The sequence below is a fragment of the Nonomuraea sp. NPDC050663 genome, from assembly GCF_044456985.1.
GTDB lineage: Bacteria > Actinomycetota > Actinomycetes > Streptosporangiales > Streptosporangiaceae > Nonomuraea.
Genome location: NZ_JBITGL010000017.1, coordinates 75,152 through 99,418, shown reverse-complemented (window position 1 = coordinate 99,418; position 24,267 = coordinate 75,152). Strand labels below are relative to the sequence as shown.

Sequence of the window (24,267 nt, the reverse complement as noted above, 5' to 3'; positions counted from 1 at the left end):
GGCGCGGGCACATTGTGTGGCTATTTCCGTGTCACGTTCCGGCCCCGCGCTTCGTCAGTGGGGCATGGACGACTCCTTCCTCGCCGAACGCTTCGCCGCCGACCGGGTGCACCTGACCGCCGTCGCCTACCGGCTGCTCGGCTCGCTCGACGACGCCGACGCGGCCGTGGCGGAGGCGTGGGAGCGCGTGCGCGTCCAGGACCCCACGTGCTGGTTCGCCAGCGTCGTGGCCAGGGTGTGCGTCGACCGGCTGCGCGGCGCCCCGCCCGCCACGGGACCCGTCGCGGGCTCGGGGTTGTCGGACTCTGTGCAACTCGCGCTGCTGGTGCTCCTGGAGACCCTGCCGGAGGCGGCCAGACTCGCCTTCGTCTTGCGCGAGCTGTTCGTGGTGCCGTACGAAGAGATCGCCCGGATCTTGGGGCGGAGCGTCGCCGAGGTGGAGGAGCTGGCCGATGACGCACGACGGCACGTCAGAGGGCGGTAGCTGGTTGTCGCCCCAGGTCGAGGTCAGGCCGTCGCCCATCGAAGGGTTCGGCCTGTTCGCGGCGTCGGCCCTTCCCTCGGGGACCGTGGTGATGCGGCTGGGCGGGCAGGAGATCGACGACGCCGGGCTCGCCGCGCTCGTCCCGCCGCGACGTGGAGTGCGGGTGCGGGAGCCCGTTGTGCAGGGGGAGGGTCACGGGAGCGGACTGGCGGCTGCGGGAGCTGCGGGCGGCCTACGGTGATCACTGGACGCCCGGGGTGATCCGCTGAGGCCGGATCATCGGGCCAGCCAGCGCAGGGTGAGGACACCGAGCGCCGCGTGCAGCACCGCGGCCACCGCGGCGACCACGTGCAGGCCCGTGACGAACGCCGCCTTGGCCTGCTCCGCCGCCGCGAGCGCGAGCGACGGGAGCTGCAGTGTCTCCTCCAGGGTCGGAGCGAGCTCCGGGCCCTGGAGCCGGAAGACCAGCACCGCGAGCGAGCCGAGCAGGGCGATGCCGAGCGCGTTGCCGATCTCGTTGCTGGTCTCGGCGATCGCGCCCGCCGCACCCGCCCGCTCGGCCGGGACGGCGCCCACGGCGGTGTCGGCGACGACGCTGAAGCTGATGCCGTAGCCGAGGCCCGCGATGACCGTCGAGGCCACGTACCAGCCCGCCCCGCCCGTGACCGCCGCCGGGAGCAGGAGCAGCAGGCCGCCCGCGATCGAGAAGTGGGAGGCGAGGAGCGCGGTGCGCTTGCCGATCCGGTCGACGACGAACGGCGTGACGACGCAGGTCAGGGTGAGCACCGCCGCGCCGGGAAGCGCCAGCAGGGCCGCGTCCAGCACCGGCAGGTCCAGGACCGACTGCAGGTAGACACCCGCCAGGTAGGCCGAGGCCGACCACGCGGCCAGCGGCAGCAGCCCGGTGATGACCGCCACCGTGAAGACCCGGTCGCGGAAGAGCGAGAACTCGATCAGCGGGTGTTCGAGCGAGCGCTGCCTGACGGCGAACCACACGAGCAACGCGGGCCCGGCCACCCCCAGCAGGACGGGGACGAGGTCCACGCCCTCGGCGGCGAGGTGCTTGAGCGCGTAGATCGTGAGCAGCAGACCGGCCGCGGAGGTGACGACGCTCAGCACGTCGACGCCGCCCCGCCGGGTCGCGCGCACCTCGCGCAGCACCATCGGCGCGAAGATCAGGAACAGCGCGACGACGGGAAGGTTGATCAGGAAGATCGCACCCCACCAGAACCGCTCCAGCAGCAGCCCGCCGAACACCGGCCCGATGGCGAACCCGGCCGCGAACGCCGCCGCGAAGATGCCGATCGCCTGCGCCCTGCGCCGCGGGTCGGCGAACAACTCACTCAGTACGGCGAGCGCCGACGGCAGGAGCGTCGCCCCCGCCACCCCCATCAGGGCGCGGGCGAGGATGAGCAGCTCGGCAGTGGGCGCGAACGCCGCTGCCGCCGAGCTCAGCCCGAAGGCCGTCGTGCCGATCATGAGCAGCCGCAGCCTGCCGTACCGGTCGCCGATGGAGCCGAAGGCGATCAGCAGGGAACCGACGGCGAAGCCGTAGATGTCGAGGATCCACAGGGCCTGGTCGGCGGTCGGGGAGAGCGCCTGGCTGATGCGCGGCATGGCCAGAAACAGGATCGACCCGTCCATGGACACCAGCAGGACGGGGCCGAGAACGATCAGGAGGCCGAGCCAGGCCTTCAGGCCGGGCGGGCGGTGCGTTGCGAGCTGTCGAGACATGACGCCGACGATCCTGCAGGTCGGGATGAGCAGCCATCCCCCTGCTGAGGGTGCACCTGACAGGGTTACCCACGGGCTCGGCCACCGGCCTAGGCTCGATCGTGTGGAAGGACTGGGGACTTTTCTGAAGAGCCGCCGCGACAAGGTCACGCCGGAGCAGGCCGGGCTGCGCACGTTCGGCGGCGCGCGCCGGGTGCCGGGGCTGCGGCGCGAGGAGCTCGCCCAGCTCGCGGGCGTGAGCGCCGGCTACTACACGCGCCTGGAGCAGGGGCAGGCGGGGACGGCGTCCACGCAGGTGCTCGACGCCCTCGCGCGGGTGCTGCGCCTCGACCGCGTCGAGACCGCCCACCTGCACAACCTCGCCCAGCAGCCGGCCGCGCCCGGCCTGTCGGAGCCGCCGCCCGAGGAGCCGCACCCGCGGGTGCTCTCGCTGCTGGGAGCGCTGGGCGAGACGACGCCGGCGATCGTCCTGGGCCGCCGGGGCGACGTGCTCGCGTGGAACCGCACCGGTCACGCGCTCTTCGCCGAGCACGTCCCCTTCGACGCGCCGTGGGAGCCCGGCCGCCGGCCGTCGATCCCGCGCATGTTCTTCCTCGACCCCCACAGCCGCGACCTGCACCACAACTGGGAGGAGCTCGCCCGCATCCACGTCGCCTACTTGCGGCTCACCGCCGGGAGGTTCCCGACGGACGCGCGGCTGGCGGCGCTGATCGGGGAGCTCACGATGCGCAGCGACGAGTTCGCGCGGATGTGGGCGATCGGGGAGGTCTCCGACTGCACCGTGGGGACCATGCACCTGCGCCACCCCACGGTGGGCGCGGCGAGCGTCGACTACCAGGTGTGGCTGCAGCCCGACAGCCCCGACCACCGGCTGGAGATCTACACGCCGAGAGACCCGAGCTCGGCCGACGCGCTGCGCATGCTCTGAGCCAGGCGAGGGTGAGGTCAGGCGAGGGCGAGGAAGAGCTTCTCGAGCTCCTCCTCCGTCATGGGAGGCGAGTCGCTGTCGTCGGCCAGGCACTGGCGCATGCCGCTGGCCACGATCTTGAACCCGGCCCGGTCGAGCGCCCGCGACACCGCGGCGAGCTGGGTGACGACGTCCTTGCAGTCGCGGCCCGTCTCGACCATGGAGATCACCGCGGCCAGCTGGCCCTGGGCGCGCCGCAGCCGGTTCAGGACGGGGCGCATCGATTCTTCGTCCACCTGCACGGGAAGCTCCTTCGTGACGACCATGGATACCCAGCGGGGTATCCATTTCACTCTATGCTCGCCGTACCCGGACCGTGACGGCGACGGCCAGCACCGCCGCCAGGGCCGCGCAGGCCCAGGCGGTGCCGACGGGAAGCTGGCGGATCAGGACACAACCACCCATGGCCACGACGAACCAGCCGAAGGCGTTCCGCAGCGTGGCCTGCGGGACGCGGCCCGCGAGCCGGGCGCCGACGAGGCTGCCCACCACGGCGGCCACGGTCACCGTCAGGGCTAGCCTCCAGTCGATCGTCACCCCGGACAGGTGACCGGCCAGGCCGGCGAAGGAGTTCATCGCGATGACGAGAAGCGATGTGCCGACCGCGGCCGCCATCGGCAGCCCGCCGAGCAGTGCCAGCGCCGGGACGATCAGGAAGCCGCCCCCGGAACCCACCAGACCCGTCACCGCGCCGACCACCAGGCCCTCCAGGGCGATGTGGGGGAGCGGGAGGCTGGGCCGTACGGGCTCGTCGCCCTGGCGCGGCCGGCGCAGCATCGCGGCGGCCGTGACGAGCATCATCAGGGCGAAGCCGATGAGCAGGACCGGGCCGGGGACGTGCTCGGCGAGCCGGCCGCCCGCGTAGGCGCCCGCCATGCTGAACCCGCCGAACAGCAGCCCGGCCCGCCAGCGCACGCGGTGGGCGCGCGCGTGCGGGACCAGCGCGGCCAGGCTGGTGACGCCGACCACGAGGAGCGAGGTGGCGATGGCCTCCTTGGTGCCCTGGCCGGCCAGGTAGATCAGGATCGGCACCGTCAGGATCGACCCGCCGCCGCCCATCACGCCCAGGCTCAGGCCCACCAGCAGCGAGGCGGCGACGATGAGGATCGTCACGCCGCGGTCCGCAGCTCTGCGATCACCTGGCGGAGGTCGGGGCGAGGTCCGCGGTTGTAGGGGAGCCTGGCCAGCAGCATGCCCATCGCGCAGGTGTTGCTGAGCGCGGCGAAGGCCAGACCGGCGCCGACCGCCGTGCCGATCAGGTGGGCGCCGGGGACGACCACCCCGGCCAGGCCGCTGACCAGCACGATCGAGCCGGCGACCAGGCGGACCTGGCGCTCCATGTCCCAGCGCTCGGGACCGCGCGTCAGGGGAGCGCCGGCCAGCTCCCAGGCGTTCACGCCGCCGTCGAGCACCTGCAGGCCTGGCAGCAGCCGCGCCGCCTGGGCGGCGCGGGCGCCGGAGCGGCAGACGAGGACGGTGTCGGCGCCGAGGTGGGGGAGGAGGTCGTCGCGGTGCTCGCGCAGGGTGGCGAGGGGGACGTTCGTCGAGCCGGGAATGTGGGCGGTGCGGAACTCGGCGGGCGTGCGCACGTCGAGCAGGCGCGGGGCGCGGCCGTCCTGGACGAGGCCGTGCAGGGCCGTGGCGGTGAGGGTGGTGCTGTTACTCAAGGGTGTGGCCGCTTTCAGATCAGGGTCCAGGCGGTGTAGCCGCCGAGGATGTCGGAGACGTCGCCGAAGCCGCGCTGCCGCAGCAGGCTCGCCGCGATCGAGGAGCGGTGCCCGCCCGCGCAGTGCACGACGATCGGCCGGTCGGCGGGAAGTTCGCCCGCGCGGCCGGGAAGCTCGCTCAGCGGCAGGTGCCAGGAGCCTTCGATGAAGCCGCCCTCCCGCTCGTCGGACCCGCGGACGTCCACGACGACCGGCGGGTCGCCACCGGCGAGCGCCGCCCGCAGCTGCGCGGCCGTGACCCGGCTCGCCTGCGTGACCTCTCCGGCCAGCTCCTCCAGCGCGTCCTCGGGATCGCGCAGATACCCGGACACCCGGTCGAAGCCGACCCGCGCCAGACGCGTGACGACCTCCTCCTCCCGGCCCTCCGGCGCCACCACGACGAGCTCGTCCGCCGGGTCGAGGACGGTGCCCGCCTGCTCGGCGAAGCGCCCGTCCGCGGGCACGTTCACGGAGCCGCGCAGGTGGCCTGCGGCGAACTCCTGAGGCGAGCGGGCGTCCACGACCACCGCGCCGCCGGCGCGCAGCCCGTCGAACTCGGCGGCCACGAGCGGCCGCGCCGCCGCGGCGGCGTCGTACCGGCGCCGGTCCTTGCGGTTGAGCTCGGCGTCGTAGGCGAAGTAGCCGGGCGCCGCGCTCTGACCCGCGGTGACGAGCGCGACGAAAGCGTCGCGGCTCATCGGCGCGCACGCGTAGTTGGTGGCACGCTGCTGCCCGATGGTCGACTGCTTCTCCGTCGACAGGTTCTTGCCGCAGGCGGAGCCGGCGCCGTGGGCGGGGAAGACCCGCACCTCGTCGGGCAGGGCCATGAGCTTGTTCTGCACGCTGTCGTGGAGCATCGCGCCGAGTTCCTCGGCGCTGACGCCCACGGAGGCGAGCAGGTCGGGCCGGCCGACGTCGCCGATGAAGAGCGCGTCGCCGGTGAGCACGCCGTACGGCACGGCGTCGTCCGCGTGCTCGAAGACCAGGACGCTGATGGATTCCGGGGTGTGCCCGGGAGTCTCCATGATCTGGAGGGTGACGTCGCCGAGCGGGATGCGCTCGCCCTCGGCGAGCTTCCTGATCGGGTACTCGGTCTCGGCGCGCGTGCCGTACCCGATCCACGCGCCGGTCTCGTCGGCCAGCTCCAGGTGTCCGGCGACGAAGTCGGCGTGGAAGTGCGTGTTGATGACGCCGGCCACGGTCAGGCCGTGCGTGCGCGCGTCGGCGAGGTATTCGGAGACGTCGCGGCGCGGGTCGACGACCACGGCGTGGCCGGTGCTCTCGTCGGCGATCAGGTAGGAGGCCTGGGAGAGGCAGTCGAGGTAGTACTGGGTGAAGATCACGATTGATATACCCCCCTGGGTATTTGCCTGACTCGACCCTATGTGAGGTGAAGTGGCTGGTCAAATACCCCTATAGGTATCCACCGCATTGGGGAAAGCTCCGCGGCTCCCGGCCTGTCGGCATGGTCCCGGCGGCTGGGGCGGTGGTCGGCTGTGCCTCATGGGCGTGCATTCGATCGGGCTGAGACTCCTCGCAGGGACGTCGGTGACGGCGGCGCTCGTCGCCGCGCCCGCCACGGCGCGCGTGCCGTACAACCCCGTGGAGGGCAACCGCGGCTACACCGCCGTGGTCGAGACCGACGCCAACGTGGCCAGCAACGAGAACGAGGGCACCATGGCCCTCGGCGGCGACCTCGTCCTCGGCGACAACTACCGGGTGGCGCTGCAGACGCCCGGCCCCTGGACCGCCCCAGGAGACGCCAGGCCCACCTCCCTCCTGGTGGACGGCAGGATCCTGTGGGGCGCGACCACCGGCGACGGGCTGATCCAGGTGCTCCAGAACAGCTACGTCAAGATCGGCGACCTGACCGGCAGCACGGTGCGCAACGTCGACCAGAACAACGTCGAGGTCAACACCCAGATCACCGGCGGTGGTGCGTACGGCACGCTGCCCCGCATCGAGCTCACCGTGCACCAGCCCGCGGCGTCCATCAGCGCCCCGACCGGCATGAACTTCCCCGCGCTCTTCGCCACCTACCGGCAGCGCGCCACCCAACTGGCCGCCTGCACCTCGACCGTCGTCCTGCGCGACGCGAGCGGCGCCCCGCTGCCCAGCCCGCCGCCCAGCGGCGCCCAGGGCTACGTGCACCTGACGTCAGGCATGACCAACGTCCTGAAGATCGACGCCGAGGACCTCAGCCGCCTGTCGGAGCTCTCCTTCCGCGACCAGCCGACCGCCCGCACCCCGCTGCTGATCGTCGTCGACACCAGTGGCGTCGGCGACGACTTCACCTGGACTCCCCAGCTCGCCGGCGTCAGCGGCGGCCAGGCGCCGTACATCCTGTGGGACTTCCCGACCGCCACCCGCATCCTGCTCCCCGCCGGGCAGGGCGACTCCATCGAAGGCACCGTGTTCGCGCCCAGCGCCCACCTCGTCGACGAGAACTCCGCCAACATCGAGGGCAACGTCGTGGTGCGGCGGCTGACCCACGGGACGACGGAGGACAACGGCGGCGAGATCCACGACTTCCCGTTCAACGCACGACTCGAATGCGGGCGCCAACCGGAGTTCGAGGTGGTCAAGCGGGTGAACAAGACCGTGGTCAAGATCGGGGGGACGGTCCGGTACACGATCGAGGCGACCAACATCGGAGGCGTGGCCGGCTCCGGGACCTACACCGACGACCTCACCGACGTGAATCACCACGGGCGGGTCGTCGGCGGCTTCCGCGCCAGCAAGGGGACGGTCACCTACGACTCGCCCATCCTGGTGTGGACGGGTGAACTCGACGCGGGCGAATCGGCGACGCTGACCTACGACGTGCGCACGGACCGGGTGGGGAAGATGCGCAACGTGGCCGTGGAGGCACCGGACGAGCCCGGCGAGAAGCCGGTCAAATCGGTGACGGTCACGAGAGTGACACCGCACCGCACCAAATAGGCCCTCTACGGCGCGACGTTCAAGCCGAGTGCCGTGGCGATGGCGACCGCCTGCGTGATGTCCACCCGGGCCCCGCTCAGCTGCACCACCAGCGGGTCGAGCGTGGACAGGTCGCTGCCGCGCAGATCGGCCCGGACGAGGTTCGCGCTGTGCAGCATCGCCCCCGCCAGGTCGACGTCGCGCAGGGTGGCCCCCTCGCACCTGGCGCCCGTGAGGTCGGCCTCGCGCATCCGCACCCCGACGAACGACGCCGCCCCCAGCGCCGCCCCCGGCAGGCCGGTGAGCGACCAGTCGCCGCCCTCGACCTTCATCAGGTCGAAGGAACACCGCTCGAACATGCTGCCCACGAACTTGCAGCCGGAGAAGGTCGCGTCGAAGAACGAGCTGTTGACGAACGTGCAGTTGACGAAGGCGCTGTCGGTGTGGGTCGAGGCGTTGAAGCGGGTGGTGCGGAAGGTGCACTCGACGAAGGTCGCACCGGTGCTCGTGGCCTCGGTCATGTCGACGTCGCGAAACGCCACCCGCTCGAACACGCGGCCCGACAGGTCGTCGCCGTCCCAGTCGGCGAACTCGATCACCGAGTCGGTGGGCGGCGCGGGCACTCCGTTCACACGATCTGGCATGGGGTCACACTATGCGGGCGGACCGACAGAAGCCGCACCCGGCGGGGCGGCATGCTCAGCCCGGCAAATCCTGGCGGCCGACCAGGCCGTTCTCGTAGGCGTAGATCACCACGTGCACGCGGTCGCGCAGGTCCAGCTTCTGCAGCACGGCCCTGACGTGCGACTTCACCGTGTTCTCGCTCAGCACCAGCTCGGCGCAGATCTCGCTGTTGGAGCGGCCGCGGGCGAGCAGGCCGAAGATCTCGGCCTCGCGCGGGCTGAGGCCGTCGAGGGCCGCCGCCCGGCGCATCGGCGCCTGCCGTACAAGATCGAGGACCGTCGCGGCCACGCCCGGGGCCAGCGCCGCCGTGCCCGAGGCGACGTCGCACACGGCCTGCGCGAGGGCGGCGGGCCGAACGTCCTTGGTCAGGTAGCCGCTCGCCCCGGCCCGGATGGCGGCCACGACCAGCTCGTCGTCGTCGAAGGTCGTCAGCATGAGCACCCGCGTCTCCGGCGCGATCCTGACGATCTCCGCCGTGGCGGCGACCCCGTCGACGCGCGGCATGCGGATGTCCATCAGGACGACGTCGAGGCGGTGACGCCTGACGACCTCGATCGCCGCGCCGCCGTCGCCGACGTCGTGCGTGACCTCGATGCGCTCGTCGGCTGACAGCACCGTGCGGAGCGAGGCCCGCAACAACTCCTGGTCGTCGACGAGCATGACGCGGATCCTGGTCATGCCCCCTCCTTCGTGGGCAGCCGGGCGAGCAGCACCCACCCGTGGTCGCCCTGGTCGATCGACAGCGTGCCGCCGGCCGTACGCACCCGTTCCTCGACCCCCATCAGCCCGGTCCCGTGGCTCCCCGCGGCGCGGCGGGCCGTGCCGCCGTCGTCGCGCACCTCCACCGCCGCCTCGCCGGGAGCCCAGCGGAGCGAAACGGCCACCGTGACCGGCGGTTCGAGGTGGCGCAGCGCGTTGGTGACACCTTCCTGTACGGCACGCACGGCCGCGACCTCGGCGCTCAGGCTCAGCGAACGCCGCTCGCCCACCTCCTCGAACGTCACCGTGTGAAGCGGGCTCGCCGCGGAGGCCACGAGGTCGGGGATCGCGTCGAGGGAGATCGGCACCTGCGCGGGCGCGGAGCCGGCGCGCGGTCCCAGCGTGGCGAGCATCGCCCGCAGACCCTGGTGGGCGTCACGCCCGGTCTCGGCGATGTCGCCGAGCTCCCGGCGGGTCGCCGGGTCCGTCGTCGTCACCGCCGCCGCCTCGATCCGGGCGACCATGACCGTCACCGTGTGGGCGATCACGTCGTGCAGGTCGCGGCGGATGCCGGCTCGTTCGTCCGCGACGGCCTCGGCCAGGCGCTCGCCCTCGGCGCGCTGACGGGCCTCGTGCCTGCGCCGTACCAGCAGGGCCGCCAGCCACACGCCGCTGACCACGAGCATCCACAGCCCGCCCTCGGTCAGGCGGCTCCACACCGGGACGCCGGCGGGCAGCCGGAGCCACGCCACCAGCTCGGTGAGGACGATCCCGAGCGCCGCGACGGCCAGCGCCTTGATCGAGGACCGCAGCGGGAGCTGGACGGTCAGCCGCCACAACAGGTAGGGGAACCACACGGCCGAGGGCAGCATGACGGTCGACCAGCCGGGGAAGGGCGTCAACGCCAGGACCAGCATGCCCAGCGCTGCTGTCGTGTAGCCCTTCCACGGGTGCTGCCGGGTCGCTCCGATGTGGAGGAGGACGGCGGCGCCGGTTGCGGCGAGGATCTGCCAGAGGGCGGCGCCGAGGTGCCAGGCGCCGGCGAGGGTGAGCAGGGTCAGCGAGGCGATGACCGCGTGGGCCACCACGGTTGTCGCAGGTCGGGAGGCTGTCACTCGGATCGCCCTCCCGGTGGTTCGCGGCTCGACGTGCCACAGGATAGCCAGCGGCGGCGCTTATCTGCGCAGCCAGAGGTGGCCGCCGAGGACGGTCAGGCCGGTCAGCGCCTGCGCCGCGAGCCACGGAAGCAGATCGGCGGGCTGGACGGCGACCGCCACGAGCGTGGGGGCGATGCCGAGGACGGCGAGGTCCACGCCGGTGGCCGCCCACAGCAGGGGACCCGTCGGGATGGCGCCGCCGGGCGTGTCGATGACGGGCATCGAATGGTCGACCGGCCGGCGAAGGGCCATGCGCTCCGCCGCCGCGGCGAGGGCGGGGGCGCACGCCGGTCCAAACAGCCACCACACGGTCGCGAGCAGCGTGCTCGGGGCGGTCATCCCGCCTGCGACGGTCATCCCACCTGCGATGGTCATCCCGCTCGCGACGGTCATCCCGCCTGCGACGGTCAACCCGCTCGCGGCGGTCATCCCGCCGAGCGCCGCTGCTAGCCATGCGGCGCTGACCAGCGCGGACGGCACCGCCCTGACCGCGAGCGCGCGGCGCCGTCCCACCGCCAGGAGCCGGAGCAACGCCGGATTGTCGCCGTCACGCCGGACACCCGACGTCGCCGATACCGCCGCCGCGAGCCCGCCCGCGAACGCCAGCACCGCCGCCAACCCCGGCGCTCCCGCCATGACGGCCAGCGCCGGCACCCCGGCGGACAGACCCAGTACGGCAACGCGAACCGGGCGCCGTCCCAGCCGCCGCAGCTCCTGCCAGCCGAGCACCCACGCCCCCGTCACCGGCCACACCTTCGAGCCCGGCGTACGGCCCCGCCAGTGGGCGTCCTCCGCCGCCCACGTCAGCGCACCGGGATCGAGCGCGACGGCGGCCTGCGTGACCCGCCCGGTCCTGACGGAGGCGGCCTGGATCGCGCGGGCGGGCACCCTGGGCTGTTCCCGCCAGGCGCGCCGGACGAGGAAGGCGGTCACGGCCGCCGCGAGCGCGGCGGCGGGCCAGGAGGGAGCGCCCGCCACCGACGCGAGAACGGTCCTCCCGGGCCCGCTGCCGAGGACCGTCAGCAGGATGGCCGCCGCCACGCTGGCCGTGGTCAGAGCCTGGAGCCAGCCGTCCCAGGCGGGCGAGGACTGCCCCATCACGCCGAGCGCCATGCCGCCGATCGTCGCGCCGAGGCCGAGCACCAGCGCCGCCGCCAGCCGTACCAGGGTGTGGTCGGGCGCGCCGAGCGCGGACAGGAGCACCACGCCGAGCGCCAGCCCGCACAGCACCGCGACCGCGGTCATGACCGCGGTCGTCCTGCCCAGCACCGTACGGCGGGGCAGGGGCGACAGCAGCCGCCAGGAGGCGTCCGCGGCGGACAGCGCCACCGGGCCGACCGCCCGCACAAGCGCCAGATATCCGGCATACGCCACCGCCGCGAGCCCGAGCCCCGGGCCGATCCGCGCGGGCTCGGCATGCGCGGCGAGCGACCCCAGCGCGGACACCACGGGCTGCCCCACGATCGCGACCAGCACGAGCAGGCCGAACAGCGTGGTGTACCGATCCTGCCAGCGATTCACGGCGTCGTCTCCAAGGTGAGGCTGACCGCATCGCACGCCTCGGCGAGGTCAGGGGAGTGGGTGGCCATCACCACCGTGCCGCCCTCGCCCGCGTAAGCGCGCAGAAGCGCGGCGAGGCGAGGACGGAAGGCGGCGTCGAGCCCGCGTTCGGGTTCGTCGAGGAGCAGCACGCGGCTGGGCCTGACGAGGGCCATCGCGAGGGACAGCCGCTGGCGTTGCCCGGTGGACAACGTCAGCGGGTGCCGTTCGTCGCGCCCGTCGAGATAGACGGCCGACAGCGCGGCCCCCGCGGACATCCGGCCGCCCTTGTGGACGGACAGGACCATCTCCAGGTGCTCGCGCACGCCGAGGCCGGGATACCAGGCGGGCTCGTCGGCGACGAACGCGACATCACGCCAGAAGGCGGGCGTGTCGGTCGGAGGGGTGTCGAGGACGGCGATCTCACCGCTGGTCGGGACCTGGAGACCGGCGAGGCAGCGGAGCAGGGTGGACTTGCCCGCGCCGTTCTCGCCGGTGACGGCGATGATCTGGCCGGGGCGGGCTGACAGGGCGACGTCGTCGAGCACCCGCTGACCTGCCAGATCGACCTGGATGCGGCGAACGGTGATGATCTCTGCCCTCATGGGCGGGGAGTCTATGCGGTGCTTTCGGACACAGCGGTCAGGCGACATCACGGCGCAGAGGCTTCACCAACGCCACCCCGCTCGCCAAAGCCGTATACCCCAGCAGAACCAAGGCCCCGGCCAACGGCGACAACAATCGAACCGGTTCACTGGAAAGCTGTTGAGCCATGGCATCAGCCACCGCGGTGAAGTCGGTCAACGCCGCGGTAGCGCCCCCAGGCAGCCACGGGTACAGCTCGCGCACCCCGGGGATCATGATGAGCAACAGTTCCGCCCCGTACAGATACCCGACCACCACGAACAACGCCGGGATCTGGTGCCGGATCAGCGCCCCCATCCCGACCCCGAGCACCGTGTAGGCGACCATCGCCACGGCCAGGCGGGCGAGCAGTTCGACGATGGTCCCGGCGGGCAACCCCAAGCTGAGCCCCCGCGCGGCAGCTGCGCCGAACAGCGATACGGCTGCGGTGACCGACAGGACGAGCCCGTAGATCATGCCCGCGAAGCCGTACACGACGAGCTTGGCGGCCAGCACCCGCCAGCGGCCGGGGGAGTAGAGGAACGTGAAGTTGATGGTGCGATGACGGTATTCCGACGTCACCGCAAGGGTGCCGATGGCGGCGGGGATGAAGGCGGTGTAGCCGAGGAAGCCGAGGACGGCCCGGACTCCGGCTTCGGTGTGCAGCCCGGGCATCGGGGGGTCGAAGTTCTCGGGGCCGACGAGGGCGAGCAGGCCGACCAGGCCGCCGCCGAGGAGGGCGGCGGCGAGCAGGGTGCCCAGCCACATGCGGGTGGCCAGCAGTCTGCGGAGTTCGGCGTGGATGAGGGGCTTCATGTGTTCGTCCGTTCGCCGGTCAGGGCCAGGAAGAGTTCCTCCAGGCTGGGCTGGTGGGCGGTGAGGCCGTGGGTGCGCGGGGTGTGGGCGGCGGCGAGGTCGTGCAGGGGGCCGGCGGCCAGGAGCCTGCCCTGGCGGATGATCACGACGTCGTCGGCGATCTGCTGCACCTCGCTGAGAACGTGGCTGGAGACCAGGATGGTGCGCCCCTCGTCGGCCAGGGTGCGCAGGAACGAACGCAGCCAGGCCGTGCCCTCGGGGTCGAGGCCGTTGCCGGGCTCGTCCAGGAGCAGGACGCGGGGGTCGCCCAGCAGGGCGGTGGCCAGGTTGAGCCGCTGACGCATGCCGGTGGAGAAGGTGCCGGTCCTGCGTCCGGCGGCGTGGGTGAGGCCGAGCAGGTCGAGGAGGTCGTCGACCCGGTTCGGGGGATGGCCGCCCATCGCGGCGTAGATCCTCAGGTGGTCTCTGGCCGAGTGGTGCGGGTGGAAGGAGGCGGCGTCGAAGACCGCGCCGGCGACGGTGGTCGGGTGGGGCAGGTCGCGGTACGGCTGCCCGCCGATCGTCACGCTGCCGGAGGTGGGGGCGACGTGGCCGACCATCATGCGCATGGTCGTGGTCTTGCCGGCTCCGTTGGGGCCGAGGAAGGCGGTGACGGCGCCCGGCCTGACCGTGAAGCTGAGGTTGTCGACGGCGGTGAGCTCGCCGTACTTCTTGGTCAGGTCGCGGACCTCGATCGACAGCGTTGCCATGCGTCAGCCTTTCGTCAGCGGGAGGAGGATCGTCGCCAGCAGCCGGGGTGTGCGCTCAGCGCCTGCCTTGTTGGCCAGCAGGGGCTGGACCAGCTCGGCGAAACCCTGGGCGAAGCGGACGAACTCCTCGTCATCCAGGTGCAGCACCAGTTGCTGGTAGCCGACACCGTCGGCCACGAAGTCGATGTGCTCCCTGGCGAGGTAGCGCGAGAACTCCGACAGCAGGCCGGCGGCGAACGCGGTGAAATGCCGCGCGTGCTCTTCGGGGGAGGCCGCGGCCAGGGCTTCGGGAGTGGGCGTCACGCCGCCTTCCGGCACCGAGTAGACGCGCTCCGTCGCTCCGCCGATCTTGCGCTCCTCCACCACTTCCAGCATCCCCGCCTTGGCCAGGGTGGCGATCTGGCGGTAGAGCGTGGCCTGGGGCACGTCGGGCAGCAGGCCGGCGAGGTCGGAGGCGGTACGGCGAGCACCGGCCGCGGCGGCCAGGATGCGGATGCGGACCGGGTGAAGTGCCAGTTCGGCCCAGCGGGCTGTCGAATTCTCCACGATAGCGACGTTATCATTATCGATAATGAGAATGCAAACAGTCCGGCGTGGCGTAACACCTGGGGTGGCAGGCTGTACGCGTATAACTACCCTGTGCCAAACGAAGTACAGAAGGTGACGTGTGTCGGTGGCGGCCCCGCGGGCCTGTATTTCGCGATCCTGATGAAGCTGCGCGACCCTTCGTGTGACGTATCCGTGTTCGAGCGCAACCCCGCGGGTTCGACCTACGGCTGGGGCGTGACGTACTGGGGCAGCCTGCTCGACCGGCTGCGCGAGAGCGACCCCGAGTCGGCCCGCGCCATCGGCGAGGCGTCCGTGCGCTGGCAGGATGGGATGGCCCTCGTCGGCGGCCGCACCACCACGCACCGCGGCGACCCGGGCTTCGGCATCGGCCGCCACCGGCTGCTCGGCATCCTGGCCGACCGGGCTACCGCACTCGGCGTGCGGGTGGAGTTCGAGCGCGAGATCGCCGACGAGGTCACGGACGCCGACCTGGTGGTGGCCGCCGACGGCGTGAACAGCTCGCTGCGCGGCCGCCACGACTTCGGCACCGAGGTCGCCACCGGGGGCAACACCTACATCTGGCTCGGCACCACCAGGGTCTTCGACGCCTTCACCTTCGCCTTCGTGGAGACCGAGCACGGCTGGATCTGGTGCTACGGCTACCGCTTCGACGGCGAGCGCAGCACCTGCGTGATCGAGTGCGCGCCCGAGACGTGGCAGGGGCTCGGGCTCGACCGCGCCGACGAGACGGGCTGCCTGGCACTGCTGGAGAAGCTGTTCGCCGACCTGCTCGACGGGCACCGGCTCATCGGGCGCGGGCAGGGCGTCGCCCAGTGGCTGCGCTTCCAGACCGTGACGAACCGCTCCTGGCACCGCGGCAACCTCGTCCTGCTCGGCGACGCCGCGCACACCACGCACTACTCCATCGGCGCCGGCACCACGCTCGCGATCGAGGACGCCATCGCGCTGGCCGGCGCGATCGACCGTCACTCCGCCCTGGAGCCCGCGCTCGCCGCCTACGAGCGGGAGCGCAAGGCCGCGCTGCTGCCGGTCCAGAGCGCCGCCCGCTACAGCGCGCGGTTCTACGAGGACCTGCCGCGCTACCTGCGCCTGGAGCCGGCGCAGATGTTCGCGCTGCTCGGCCAGCGTCACTCGCCGCTGCTGCCGTACCTTCCGCCGGGGTTGTACTACCGGCTCGACCGGGCGGCGAGCCGATTGGAGCCGCTGCGCAGGTTCAAGCGGTGGACGGGGCACCGGATCGCCGGGTCACTGCAGTCACGGTCGCGCTGACGGGGGAGCGCACCTGGCGGGTCCTGCCCGCCAGGTCAGGCGATCGGGCCGGTGGACGTGTGGCGGGCGGCTGAGTACACCCCGGCGGCCACGCTGTCGAAGTAGGACGAGACGCTGGTGTCGAACACGCCGTCGCCGTCGGTGTCGGCGACGCTGACCGTGATGCCGTCGAGGTAGCCCAGGCGGCTGCGGGTGGAGTAGGTCGCCAGCCACATGGCTCCGAGGGAGTTGGCGAACGGCGAGGCCACGCCGATCAGCCGCTCCTCCGGCCGCCCCGGCCTGCTCACCGCGAAGGTCGCGCCCGACGACGTCGCAAGACTGTCGCCGCCCGAGGGGTAGCCGAACAGGTCACGTCTGCTGCCGACCACCCGGTTCCAGGCGAAGCCCTGCCCGCCGACGTTGTCGCCCAGCCGCCCGGAACCCGCCAGCGCGCCGTCCTGGCCGAGGGTGACCCCGTCGTACACGTTGGCGAAGCCGAAGTCGTGGTCGTAGGTCCGGTAGTTCTCGAAGTGGTCGGACACGGCCGCCTGCTTGCCCACGTAGAGGCCGAAGGGCGCCGCACCCTCGGTGTGGCCGGGCACGAAGGCCCACTTGTCCAGGGCGCCCATCGGCGCCTCGACGTCCATCACGCAGTGCCCGGCGGTGGCGACGACGTTCCGGTAGAGGGACTGGACCGAGGTGGCGGCGCACCAGTGGGGCTGGAGGTCGCTGCCGATGAAGAACACCTTGCCGACCGTCGTCGGGGCCTTGCCCTCGATCGGATTCAGCGGCCCCGCGCCGGCCACGACCCCCGCCGTGCCGTCCCGGACGATCTCCGCGGCCGGGTGTTCGACGCGGACCTCGCTCCGCACGGTGTACGGCGTGGCCGCCCTCAGGTTGGCACCCCCGTCGGCCAGCCAGAACGTCGCCACCTCTGGGCAAGCGGCCCGCTGACCTGCCTCTTTAGTGACTCCATAAGCAACGCCGAGCTTCACTTCTCGAACTATCGGATAGGTGACAACGTGTCGTGACCAGTCAGCAGAGGTCCGGCTCATCATCCGAGAGTGCGGGCAACGGTCTGGATCCATGGCAGAGACGACATCTCGACCCCTTCAAGGGGCCCTGGTGATCCTCAGGGGGATCGCCCAGGTGGACTTCCAGTCCAGCCCCTGGACCGGCCTGGTCTTCCTGGTCGCGCTGTTCGCGGGTGGGTGGCAGTTCGGGGTGTTCGGCCTGCTCGGCACGGTGGCCGCCACGGTCACGGCGCGGCTGTTCGGGGTCTCCTGGAGCGAGCGGGTGGCCCCCGGCCTGGAGGGCTTCTGCGGCACCCTGATCGGGGTCGGGCTGGTGCTCTACCTGGATGTCAGGTGGATGACCGTACTCCTGGTGATCTTCGGTGCCGCCGCAGGGAGCGTGCTCACCTCGGCGCTCAACGTGCTGCTGAAGCCGTACGACCTGCCCGCCTTCACCGCTCCCTTCTGCGTGGTGACGACGGCGGTCGTGATCGGCGGGTCGGCGTTCAGCCGGGTCGGGGTGGTTCCCGCGAGTGCGGCGGCGGCCAGTGGCACGGAGCTGAGCTGGACCCACCTGTGGCAGGGCACCCTCAACGGCGTCGGCCAGGTCTTCTTCCAGGACCAGTGGTACGTCGGCCTGATCTTCCTGGCGGGCCTGGTGATCGCGGGGTGGAGGCTGGGCGTGGTGGCGCTCGTGTCCAGCCTCGCGGGGCTGGCCACCGGCTGGGTCCTCGGCGCCCAGGCGGCCGATCTGGCGGCGGGGTTGTACGGCTACAACTCCGTGCTGACCGGGCTCGCGCTGTTCGGCACGTTCGTCGTCGCCACCCCGGTGAGCGCCCTCTACGCCCTGCTCGGGGTGGTGGCCGCGGCCGGGTTCAGCGCCGGGATCGGCGCCCTGTTCGCGGTGGTCGCAGGCCACACCCTGACCTGGCCGTTCGTCCTGGTGACCTGGGTGTTCCTGGCCGCCGTGCCGATGCTCTCCAGGATCCGGCGCGCCTGACGCGTGCCTGTCGCAGAAAGGGATCTCCGATGAACCTCACGCCCAGGGAAGTGGACAAGCTGCTCCTGTTCACCGCCGCCCAGCTGGCGCAGCAGCGCAAGGACCGCGGCCTGAAGCTCAACCATCCGGAGACGGTCGCGCTGATCAGCTTCGCGATCGTCGAGGCGGCCCGCGACGGCAAATCCGTCGCGGAGTGCATGGAGCTGGGCAAGCAGGTCGTGGGTCCCGACGACGTCATGCCGGGCGTTCGCGGGCTGCTGGGGCTGATGCAGGTCGAGGCGATCTTCGACGACGGGACCAAGCTGGTGTCCTGCCATGACCCGGTCGGCGGGGAATGAGCCACCGGATCCTGCTCGCCGCAGGGGCCGAGAGCCTCGACGGCCGCGCCCTGCCGCCGCTGCCCGGTCCGGACGCGCCGCTGGTCTGCGCGGCGGGCCGCGAGCTGCAGTCCGCGATCCCGGCCGTGCCGACGGTGGTCGTGCCGATGACCCTGGGCCGCCAGTCCGACCTGCCGGGGGTGGCCGCGCAGAGCCTGCGCTGGGCCGCGCGCGGCCGGCGGCGCGGCGATCTGCTCCTGGCCCGGCCGCTCGCCGATTCCGGCCATCTGGTCGGCTGGCTGCGCGGCGCGGTCGGCCGGGCCCTGGCCTCGGGCTCCGCCGCCCGTACGGCCGTGCTGCTGGTGGCGCCCGCGATGGGGCCGGAGCCCGACGCCGAGCTGTTCAGGGTCGCCCGGCTCGTCTGGCAGTACTCGCCGGTGCGCTGGGTCGAGGTCGCGCTGAGCGGCGGCGAGCCCGACGTGGACGAGGGCATCGAGCGGTGCCGGCTGGTGGGCGCCGAAGAGGTCGTCCTGGTGCCTGCCTCGTTCGTCCCCGCGCCGGTCCGGCCCGGGGCGCGAACGGCGGGGCCCCTGCTGAGCCCCGCCTCGCTCAGCACCCTGATCCACCGGCGCGCCGCCGAGGCCGAGCATCGCTGGTACGGCCACGGCGACGACGGGCTGGCCGAGACGATCCCGCACGACCACACCCATGATCACGAGGACCGGCCGAAGGAGACACGGATCCATGTCGGATGACCCATACATCTACGGCGACGGCGACATAGAGCTGAACGCCGGCCAGGCACGGGTGACGCTCACCGTGCACAACACCGGCGACCGCGCCGTCCAGGTCGGCTCGCACTTCCACTTCTTCGAGGCCAACCGCGCCCTGAGCTTCGACCGGGAGCAGGCGTACGGCAGGCGTCTGGACATCCCGGCGGGCACCGCCGTGCGTTTCGAGGCGGGCGACACCAAGCGGGTCACGCTGGTGGAGTACGGCGGAGGCGGGCGCATCGTCGGCTTCGGAGGGCTGCTGAACGGCGGCGTGCGCTCCGGCGAGGCCCGCCGCGAGGCACTCGAGCGGATGCGGGAGCGGGGCTACCTCCACGAGCCGGAGCCCCAGCCCGCCAAGCAGCCGAAGAAGAAGCCCGCGGGCACCAGGAAGAAGGGCTGATCCGCATGACCAGCATGAGCCGCCAGCAGTACGCGTCGATGTACGGGCCGACCGTCGGCGACCGGATCCGCCTGGGCGACACCAACCTCGTCATCGAGGTGGAGAAGGACTACACCGAGGGCCACTACGGCGACGAGTCGCAGTACGGCGGCGGCAAGACCACCCGCGACGGCATGGCGGCCGACCCCGCCTCCGGCGCCTCCGTCGCCCTCGACCTGGTCATCACCAACGCGGTGATCGTCGACCCGGTCCTGGGCGTCGTCAAGGGCGACATCGGCGTCAAGGACGGCAGGATCGTCGGCGTCGGCAAGTCGGGCAACCCGCACACGCAGAACGGCGTGGACTCGCGGCTGATCATCAGCGCGAACACCGAGGTGATCTCGGGCGAGAACCTGATCGCCACCGCGGGCGGGATCGACGCCCACGTGCACCTCATCGCCCCGCAGCAGGCCGAGCACGCGCTGAGCAACGGCATCACCACCCTGGTCGGCGGCGGCACCGGCCCGGCCGACGGCAGCCGCGGCTGCACGACCACGCCGGGCGGCTGGAACATCGGCCGCATCCTCCAGGCCTACGAGGGCATCCCGATCAACATCGGGGTGCTGGCCAAGGGCAACAGCAGCCTGCCGGCCGTACTGGAGGAGCAGATCCGGGCGGGCGCCTGCGGAATGAAGATCCACGAGGACTGGGGATCGACGCCCGCGGTGATCGACTGCGCGCTGTCGGTCGCCGACCAGCTCGACATCCAGGTCGCCATCCACACCGACACGCTGAACGAGGCCGGCTTCGTCGAGGACACGATCAACGCCATCAACGGCCGGACCATCCACACCTACCACTCCGAAGGCGCGGGCGGCGGCCACGCCCCCGACATCCTGCGGGTGACCGGCGAGCCGAACGTCCTGCCCGCCTCGACCAACCCGACGCTGCCGTACACGGTCAACTCGATCGACGAGCTGCTCGACATGACGATGGTCTGCCACCACCTCAGTTACGACGTGCCAGAGGACGTGTCGTTCGCCGAGAGCCGGGTGCGGGCCGAGACCGTCTCGGCCGAGACCGTGCTGCACGACCTGGGGATCATCAGCATCATCGGCTCCGACTCCCAGGCGATGGGCCGGGTCGGCGAGTCGTTCACGCGTGCCTTCCAGATCGCCCACCACTGCAAGGACAAGCGCGGCGCGCTGGCGGAGGACTCCTCCCGCAACGACAACTTCCGGGTGCTGCGCTACATGGCCAAGCTGACGATCAACCCGGCCCGCGCCTCGGGCATGGCCGACACGATCGGCTCGCTGGAGGACGGCAAGCTCGCCGACATCGTCCTGTGGCCGGTCGCCACGTTCGCCGCCAAGCCGGCGATGGTCATCAAGGGCGGCCTGATCAGCTGGGCCCCGATGGGCGACCCGAACGCCTCGCTGCCCACCCCGCAGCCGGTCTACTTCCGGCCGATGTACGCCGCGTACGGCCCGGCGCTGTCGCAGACCTGCGTCACCTTCATGTCCGGAGCGGCCATCGACGCGGGCGTGCCCGACCGGCTCGGGCTGCGGCGCCTGATCCGGCCGGTGCGCCAGTGCCGGACCGTCGACAAACGGCACATGGTGCGCAACTCGACGCTGGCCGACATCCGCGTCGACCCGGAGACCTACAAGGTCACCGTGGACGGCAAGCCCGTGCACATCGAACCCGCCAAGAGCCTGCCGCTGAACCGGCTGTTCTTCCTGGCATGAGCACCGCCCACGACGTCGAGGAGCTGGGACCGCTGCTGGCCCAGCTCCAGCTGACCGACTCCGCCTTCCCGAGCGGGATGTACACCCTCTCGCACGGGCTCGAAGGCTACGCCCAGCTCGGGCTCGCCGACGACCTGCACGGGCTGCTGGCCGACCTGCTGCGTCACGCTGTGGGCCCGGGCGACGCCGCCGCGCTGGTCCTGGCCCACCGCGCGGCGCGCGCGGGTGACTGGGCACGGCTCGTCGAGACCGACCGCAGGCTGCACGCGATCAAGCTCGTCCGGGAGCAGCGCACCGCCTCGGTGCGCACCGGACGGCAGGTCCTGGACACCGCCGCCTTCGCCTTCCCCGTCCCCGAGACCGTACGGCTCGCGGAGCTGGTGGGCGGCAGGACGACGCCGGGCAACCACGCCGTCGTCGTGGGCGCGCTGTACGCGGGTCTCGGCGTCACCGAGCAACGAGCCGTCGCCGGGGATCTCTACGCCTTCGCCGCCAGCTACGCGACCGCGGCGGTACGGCTGGGCCGTACGGACTTCCGCCGGGCACAGGCGCTGTTGCGCGAGGCGCGCCCGGATCTGGAGGCGGCGGCACGCATGGCACAGGCCGTCGAGGAGCCGGCGGACCTGCACAGCTCGGTCCCGGTCGCCGACACCGTCGCGGCCACGCACGAACGGGCACCCGCCCGGCTGTTCGTCACCTGAGATCTGGAGAGAGCATGGAACTGGAGAAGGTCTTCAAAGTCGGGATCGGCGGCCCCGTGGGCTCGGGCAAGACCGCGCTGATCGAGGCTCTCGTGCCGATCCTGCGGGATCGGGGCCACCGGATCGGGGTCATCACCAACGACATCTACACCCAGGAGGACGCCGAGCACGTGCGGCGCACCCTGGCCGGGATTCTCGACCCCGAGCGGATCGTCGGCGTCGAGACGGGCGCCTGCCCGCACACGGCGGTGCGCGACGACCCGACGATGAACCTCGCGGCGGCCGCCGACCTGCTCGACCGTTTCCCCGACATCGACCTGCTGATCTTCGAGAGCGGGGGCGACAACCTGACCCTGACCTTCAGCCCGGTGCTGGCGGACATGTACATCTTCGTGCTGGACACCGCCGAGGGCGAGAAGATGCCGCGCAAGCGCGGTCCCGGCACCACGAACTCCGACCTGCTGGTCATCAACAAGATCGATATCGCGCAGTACGTCCGCACCGACCTGGGGGTCATGGAGCGCGACGCCCGGATGGTGCGGGGCGACGGCCCGGTCGTCCTGACCGACTGCCTGACCGGCACAGGGGTGGACGAGGTGGCCGACCTCATCCAGAGCCGGGCGGGGGCCGCGTGTACCGCTCCGGCCTGACGGACCTCCCCGGCGGCGGCGCGGTGATCGACCGGCTGGCGCCCGAACGCTACCAACCCGGCCGGGTCCCCGCCGCGGTGCTGCGGCGGGGCAGCCGTCCCGACACGCTGCCGGTCGGCAGCCCGGGCAAGGTCGGCGTGCTGGAACTGGCCTTCCGGCGGATCGGCGAGCGCACGGAGCTGACCGGCCACTTCCAGAAGGCGCCGCTGCACATCACGCGTCCGCACTACTACGACCCGGAGCTGCCTGGCCTGCCGTACGTGATGCTCATGATGTCCGGCGGCGGGGTGCTGCAGGGCGACCGCTACCGCCTGGACGTGACCTGCGGGGCGGGCTCCGCCGTCCACCTGACCACCCAGAGCGCCACCCGGCTGTATCGCATGGAGCAGGACTACGCCACGCAGCTGATCGACATCGAGGTCGGTCCCGGAGGCTACCTGGAGTACCTGCCCGATCCCACGATCCCCTTCGGGGGCGCGTGCTTCTACCAACGGCTGTGCGTCACGCTGGCGCCGGACGCGACCGCCGTCCTGGGCGAGACGGTCCTGGCCGGGCGCCTGGCGCGGGGGGAGCGGCACGCCTACCAGGCGTACTGCACCGATGTGGAGGTCCGCGATCCCGACGGCGGGCTGGTGTTCGCCGACCCCGTCCGCCTGGTCCCGGGCGACGACCCCGTGACGGGGCCCGCGGTGATGGCCGGTTTCGGCGTGATGTCCACGCTGTACGTCGTCACGGGCACCCGCCCGGCCCAGGAGATCGCCGACGCGCTCCACGAGGTGCTGGCAGGGACGGGGCTGCGGGCGGGGGCGGGCGTGCTCCCCGGCGACAGAGGCGCGTGGGCACGCTTCTTCGGCGACCGCTCGCCGGAGGTCCAGGCCGCCTTCCACACGGCCTGGGACGCGGTGCGACGGCGGCTGCTCGGCGTGCCCGCGCCGAGACCGCGAAAGCAGTGAGTTCGGGTCCATGGGGCATTTCGACAAGCACATCACGCTGCGGGAAAGGGCCGAGGCCGCCGTCCTGGACCGGGGCCGCCACGCGCGCCCCAGGCATCCCGGCCTCACCGCCGCGGCGCTGCTGGACATCGCCGTAGGAGGGGCGCTCGGCACCCTCGCACGCTGGCTGATCACCGAAGCGCTGCCAGGAGCCCGGACGGGGTTCCCGTGGGGAACGCTCGCGGTGAACCTGCTCGGCTGCCTGCTGGTGGGGATCATCACGACCTACCTGCTGAAGGGCAGGCCGCGACCGTTCGTGAGGCCGCTGCTGGTGACCGGCTACCTGGGAGGCTTCACCACCTTCTCCCACCTGATCGCCGGCATGGACCTGCTCGGCGGCGGCCAGGCGGTGACGTACACCCTGGTCAGCGTGGTCGGCGGGTGGATCGTGCTGGGTGTGGGGTTGTGGCTGGGCGGGCTGCTGCCGCACCACGCGGAGGGATCCTCATGACCGTCCTGCTGCTTCTGCTGGGCGGTGCCTTCGGCTCTGTCCTGCGATACGTCATCGATGTCGCCGTGAAGAGCCGGACGAGCACGTCCTTCCCCCTGGGCACGCTGGCGGTGAACATCCTCGCCTCCGCCATCCTGGGAGGGCTGACCGGAGCAGCGGGAGGGCCGGCCGCGCAGGCCCTCATCGGGACGGGCCTGTGCGGGGCGCTGTCGACCTTCGGCACCTTCGAACTGGAGACCGTCCACCTGTTCCAGGACGGCAGGTACGCCAGGGCGGCGGCCAACGTCATCGTCACGCTGGGCACCGGTCTGGGCGCCTTCATCCTGATGCGTGCCCTGGTGTGA

At 72.0% G+C, this 24,267-nt stretch carries 28 protein-coding genes and 1 pseudogene; 15 read left to right on the top strand and 14 right to left on the bottom strand.

Annotation, left to right across the window (positions count from 1 at the left end; translation table 11 throughout):
• Window positions 1–64: 64 nt before the first annotated feature.
• Together ACIBH1_RS38255 and ACIBH1_RS38250 are read left to right on the top strand one after the other, a co-directional pair.
• The gene (locus tag ACIBH1_RS38255; RefSeq protein WP_397318942.1) at window positions 65–484 is read left to right on the top strand and encodes a sigma factor-like helix-turn-helix DNA-binding protein; all 420 of its coding nucleotides are present in this window, start codon (window positions 65–67) and stop codon (window positions 482–484) included.
• Window positions 453–725 carry a hypothetical protein gene (locus ACIBH1_RS38250; RefSeq protein WP_397318941.1) on the top strand — a complete coding sequence of 91 codons (273 nt, stop codon included), beginning with the start codon at window positions 453–455 and terminating at the stop codon, window positions 723–725. The genes ACIBH1_RS38255 and ACIBH1_RS38250 overlap by 32 nt, the downstream gene beginning before the upstream one ends.
• Before the next feature lie 35 nt (window positions 726–760).
• On the opposite strand, the gene ACIBH1_RS38245 is transcribed toward ACIBH1_RS38250, so the two are convergent.
• On the bottom strand, window positions 761–2,218 hold the full coding sequence (locus tag ACIBH1_RS38245) for an MFS transporter (protein ID WP_397318940.1): 1,458 nt from the start codon (window positions 2,216–2,218) through the stop codon (window positions 761–763).
• 103 nt (window positions 2,219–2,321) lie between these two features.
• Between ACIBH1_RS38245 and ACIBH1_RS38240 the strand changes: the two genes are divergently transcribed.
• On the top strand, window positions 2,322–3,146 hold the full coding sequence (locus ACIBH1_RS38240) for a helix-turn-helix transcriptional regulator (RefSeq protein ID WP_397318939.1): 825 nt from the start codon (window positions 2,322–2,324) through the stop codon (window positions 3,144–3,146).
• Between the two features lie 17 nt (window positions 3,147–3,163).
• Here the strand turns inward: ACIBH1_RS38240 and ACIBH1_RS38235 are convergent, their stop codons facing one another.
• From ACIBH1_RS38235 to ACIBH1_RS38220, 4 genes are all read right to left on the bottom strand, one after another.
• Window positions 3,164–3,406 (bottom strand): metal-sensitive transcriptional regulator, encoded by a 243-nt coding sequence (locus tag ACIBH1_RS38235; protein ID WP_397319056.1) that lies wholly within the window; start codon window positions 3,404–3,406, stop codon window positions 3,164–3,166.
• A gap of 73 nt (window positions 3,407–3,479) precedes the next feature.
• A complete protein-coding gene (locus tag ACIBH1_RS38230; RefSeq protein WP_397318938.1) occupies window positions 3,480–4,298 on the bottom strand; it encodes a sulfite exporter TauE/SafE family protein in 819 nt (272 codons plus the stop codon).
• Window positions 4,295–4,852, bottom strand: coding sequence for a rhodanese-like domain-containing protein (locus ACIBH1_RS38225; RefSeq protein ID WP_397318937.1), 558 nt, complete (start codon window positions 4,850–4,852; stop codon window positions 4,295–4,297). The genes ACIBH1_RS38230 and ACIBH1_RS38225 overlap by 4 nt, the downstream gene beginning before the upstream one ends.
• A gap of 14 nt (window positions 4,853–4,866) precedes the next feature.
• Window positions 4,867–6,234, bottom strand: a complete 1,368-nt coding sequence (locus tag ACIBH1_RS38220; protein WP_397318936.1) for a rhodanese-like domain-containing protein — start codon at window positions 6,232–6,234, stop codon at window positions 4,867–4,869.
• A gap of 160 nt (window positions 6,235–6,394) precedes the next feature.
• Here ACIBH1_RS38220 and ACIBH1_RS38215 point away from each other — a divergent pair, with 160 nt between their 5' ends.
• Window positions 6,395–7,834 carry a collagen-binding domain-containing protein gene (locus ACIBH1_RS38215; protein ID WP_397318935.1) on the top strand — a complete coding sequence of 480 codons (1,440 nt, stop codon included), beginning with the start codon at window positions 6,395–6,397 and terminating at the stop codon, window positions 7,832–7,834.
• Between the two features lie 5 nt (window positions 7,835–7,839).
• On the opposite strand, the gene ACIBH1_RS38210 is transcribed toward ACIBH1_RS38215, so the two are convergent.
• From ACIBH1_RS38210 to ACIBH1_RS38175, 8 genes are read right to left on the bottom strand one after another with little or no spacing between them, the layout of a single operon-like run.
• On the bottom strand, window positions 7,840–8,457 hold the full coding sequence (locus tag ACIBH1_RS38210) for a pentapeptide repeat-containing protein (RefSeq protein WP_397318934.1): 618 nt from the start codon (window positions 8,455–8,457) through the stop codon (window positions 7,840–7,842).
• Between the two features lie 55 nt (window positions 8,458–8,512).
• Window positions 8,513–9,175 carry a response regulator gene (locus tag ACIBH1_RS38205; RefSeq protein ID WP_397318933.1) on the bottom strand — a complete coding sequence of 221 codons (663 nt, stop codon included), beginning with the start codon at window positions 9,173–9,175 and terminating at the stop codon, window positions 8,513–8,515.
• Complete coding sequence (locus ACIBH1_RS38200; RefSeq protein WP_397318932.1) at window positions 9,172–10,311, bottom strand: sensor histidine kinase; 1,140 nt, start codon at window positions 10,309–10,311, stop codon at window positions 9,172–9,174. The genes ACIBH1_RS38205 and ACIBH1_RS38200 overlap by 4 nt, the downstream gene beginning before the upstream one ends.
• Window positions 10,312–10,371: 60 nt before the next feature.
• The gene (locus ACIBH1_RS38195; protein WP_397318931.1) at window positions 10,372–11,874 is read right to left on the bottom strand and encodes a DUF6297 family protein; all 1,503 of its coding nucleotides are present in this window, start codon (window positions 11,872–11,874) and stop codon (window positions 10,372–10,374) included.
• Complete coding sequence (locus tag ACIBH1_RS38190; protein WP_397318930.1) at window positions 11,871–12,497, bottom strand: ATP-binding cassette domain-containing protein; 627 nt, start codon at window positions 12,495–12,497, stop codon at window positions 11,871–11,873. Before ACIBH1_RS38190 ends, ACIBH1_RS38195 begins: the two co-directional genes overlap by 4 nt.
• Before the next feature lie 37 nt (window positions 12,498–12,534).
• Window positions 12,535–13,332 carry an ABC transporter permease gene (locus ACIBH1_RS38185; protein WP_397318929.1) on the bottom strand — a complete coding sequence of 266 codons (798 nt, stop codon included), beginning with the start codon at window positions 13,330–13,332 and terminating at the stop codon, window positions 12,535–12,537.
• On the bottom strand, window positions 13,329–14,081 hold the full coding sequence (locus ACIBH1_RS38180) for an ABC transporter ATP-binding protein (RefSeq protein WP_397318928.1): 753 nt from the start codon (window positions 14,079–14,081) through the stop codon (window positions 13,329–13,331). The genes ACIBH1_RS38185 and ACIBH1_RS38180 overlap by 4 nt, the downstream gene beginning before the upstream one ends.
• Before the next feature lie 3 nt (window positions 14,082–14,084).
• Window positions 14,085–14,627 carry a helix-turn-helix domain-containing protein gene (locus ACIBH1_RS38175; protein WP_397318927.1) on the bottom strand — a complete coding sequence of 181 codons (543 nt, stop codon included), beginning with the start codon at window positions 14,625–14,627 and terminating at the stop codon, window positions 14,085–14,087.
• Between the two features lie 93 nt (window positions 14,628–14,720).
• Here ACIBH1_RS38175 and ACIBH1_RS38170 point away from each other — a divergent pair, with 93 nt between their 5' ends.
• Window positions 14,721–15,920: an FAD-dependent monooxygenase gene (locus ACIBH1_RS38170; RefSeq protein WP_397318926.1), complete on the top strand. Its 1,200-nt coding sequence runs from the start codon at window positions 14,721–14,723 to the stop codon at window positions 15,918–15,920.
• Window positions 15,921–15,955: 35 nt separating this feature from the next.
• Here ACIBH1_RS38170 and ACIBH1_RS38165 read toward each other — a convergent pair whose 3' ends face one another.
• A complete protein-coding gene (locus tag ACIBH1_RS38165) occupies window positions 15,956–16,831 on the bottom strand; it encodes a hypothetical protein (RefSeq protein WP_397318925.1) in 876 nt (291 codons plus the stop codon).
• 193 nt (window positions 16,832–17,024) lie between these two features.
• Between ACIBH1_RS38165 and ACIBH1_RS38160 the strand changes: the two genes are divergently transcribed.
• The 10 genes and pseudogenes from ACIBH1_RS38160 (at window position 17,025) to ACIBH1_RS38115 (ending at window position 24,267) form a co-directional block, all read left to right on the top strand.
• Window positions 17,025–17,912 (top strand): urea transporter, encoded by an 888-nt coding sequence (locus ACIBH1_RS38160; RefSeq protein ID WP_397318924.1) that lies wholly within the window; start codon window positions 17,025–17,027, stop codon window positions 17,910–17,912.
• Window positions 17,913–17,941: 29 nt separating this feature from the next.
• Complete coding sequence (locus ACIBH1_RS38155) at window positions 17,942–18,250, top strand: urease subunit gamma (protein WP_397318923.1); 309 nt, start codon at window positions 17,942–17,944, stop codon at window positions 18,248–18,250.
• A complete protein-coding gene (locus tag ACIBH1_RS38150) occupies window positions 18,247–18,984 on the top strand; it encodes a sirohydrochlorin chelatase (RefSeq protein ID WP_397318922.1) in 738 nt (245 codons plus the stop codon). Before ACIBH1_RS38155 ends, ACIBH1_RS38150 begins: the two co-directional genes overlap by 4 nt.
• Window positions 18,974–19,270, top strand: a pseudogene (locus tag ACIBH1_RS38145) (urease subunit beta); the annotation flags it as partial. The gene ACIBH1_RS38150 and the pseudogene ACIBH1_RS38145, both read left to right, overlap by 11 nt.
• Window positions 19,271–19,407: 137 nt before the next feature.
• Window positions 19,408–21,129 carry an urease subunit alpha gene (gene ureC, locus ACIBH1_RS38140; RefSeq protein ID WP_397318921.1) on the top strand — a complete coding sequence of 574 codons (1,722 nt, stop codon included), beginning with the start codon at window positions 19,408–19,410 and terminating at the stop codon, window positions 21,127–21,129.
• A complete protein-coding gene (locus ACIBH1_RS38135) occupies window positions 21,126–21,830 on the top strand; it encodes an urease accessory protein UreF (protein ID WP_397318920.1) in 705 nt (234 codons plus the stop codon). The genes ureC and ACIBH1_RS38135 overlap by 4 nt, the downstream gene beginning before the upstream one ends.
• 14 nt (window positions 21,831–21,844) lie before the next feature.
• Entirely contained in the window at window positions 21,845–22,480 is a 636-nt protein-coding gene (gene ureG / locus ACIBH1_RS38130) for an urease accessory protein UreG (RefSeq protein ID WP_397318919.1), read from the top strand.
• Window positions 22,462–23,433: an urease accessory protein UreD gene (locus tag ACIBH1_RS38125; protein WP_397318918.1), complete on the top strand. Its 972-nt coding sequence runs from the start codon at window positions 22,462–22,464 to the stop codon at window positions 23,431–23,433. Before ureG ends, ACIBH1_RS38125 begins: the two co-directional genes overlap by 19 nt.
• Window positions 23,434–23,443: 10 nt before the next feature.
• Window positions 23,444–23,923, top strand: coding sequence for a CrcB family protein (locus ACIBH1_RS38120; RefSeq protein ID WP_397318916.1), 480 nt, complete (start codon window positions 23,444–23,446; stop codon window positions 23,921–23,923).
• Window positions 23,920–24,267, top strand: coding sequence for a fluoride efflux transporter FluC (locus ACIBH1_RS38115; RefSeq protein ID WP_397318915.1), 348 nt, complete (start codon window positions 23,920–23,922; stop codon window positions 24,265–24,267). The genes ACIBH1_RS38120 and ACIBH1_RS38115 overlap by 4 nt, the downstream gene beginning before the upstream one ends.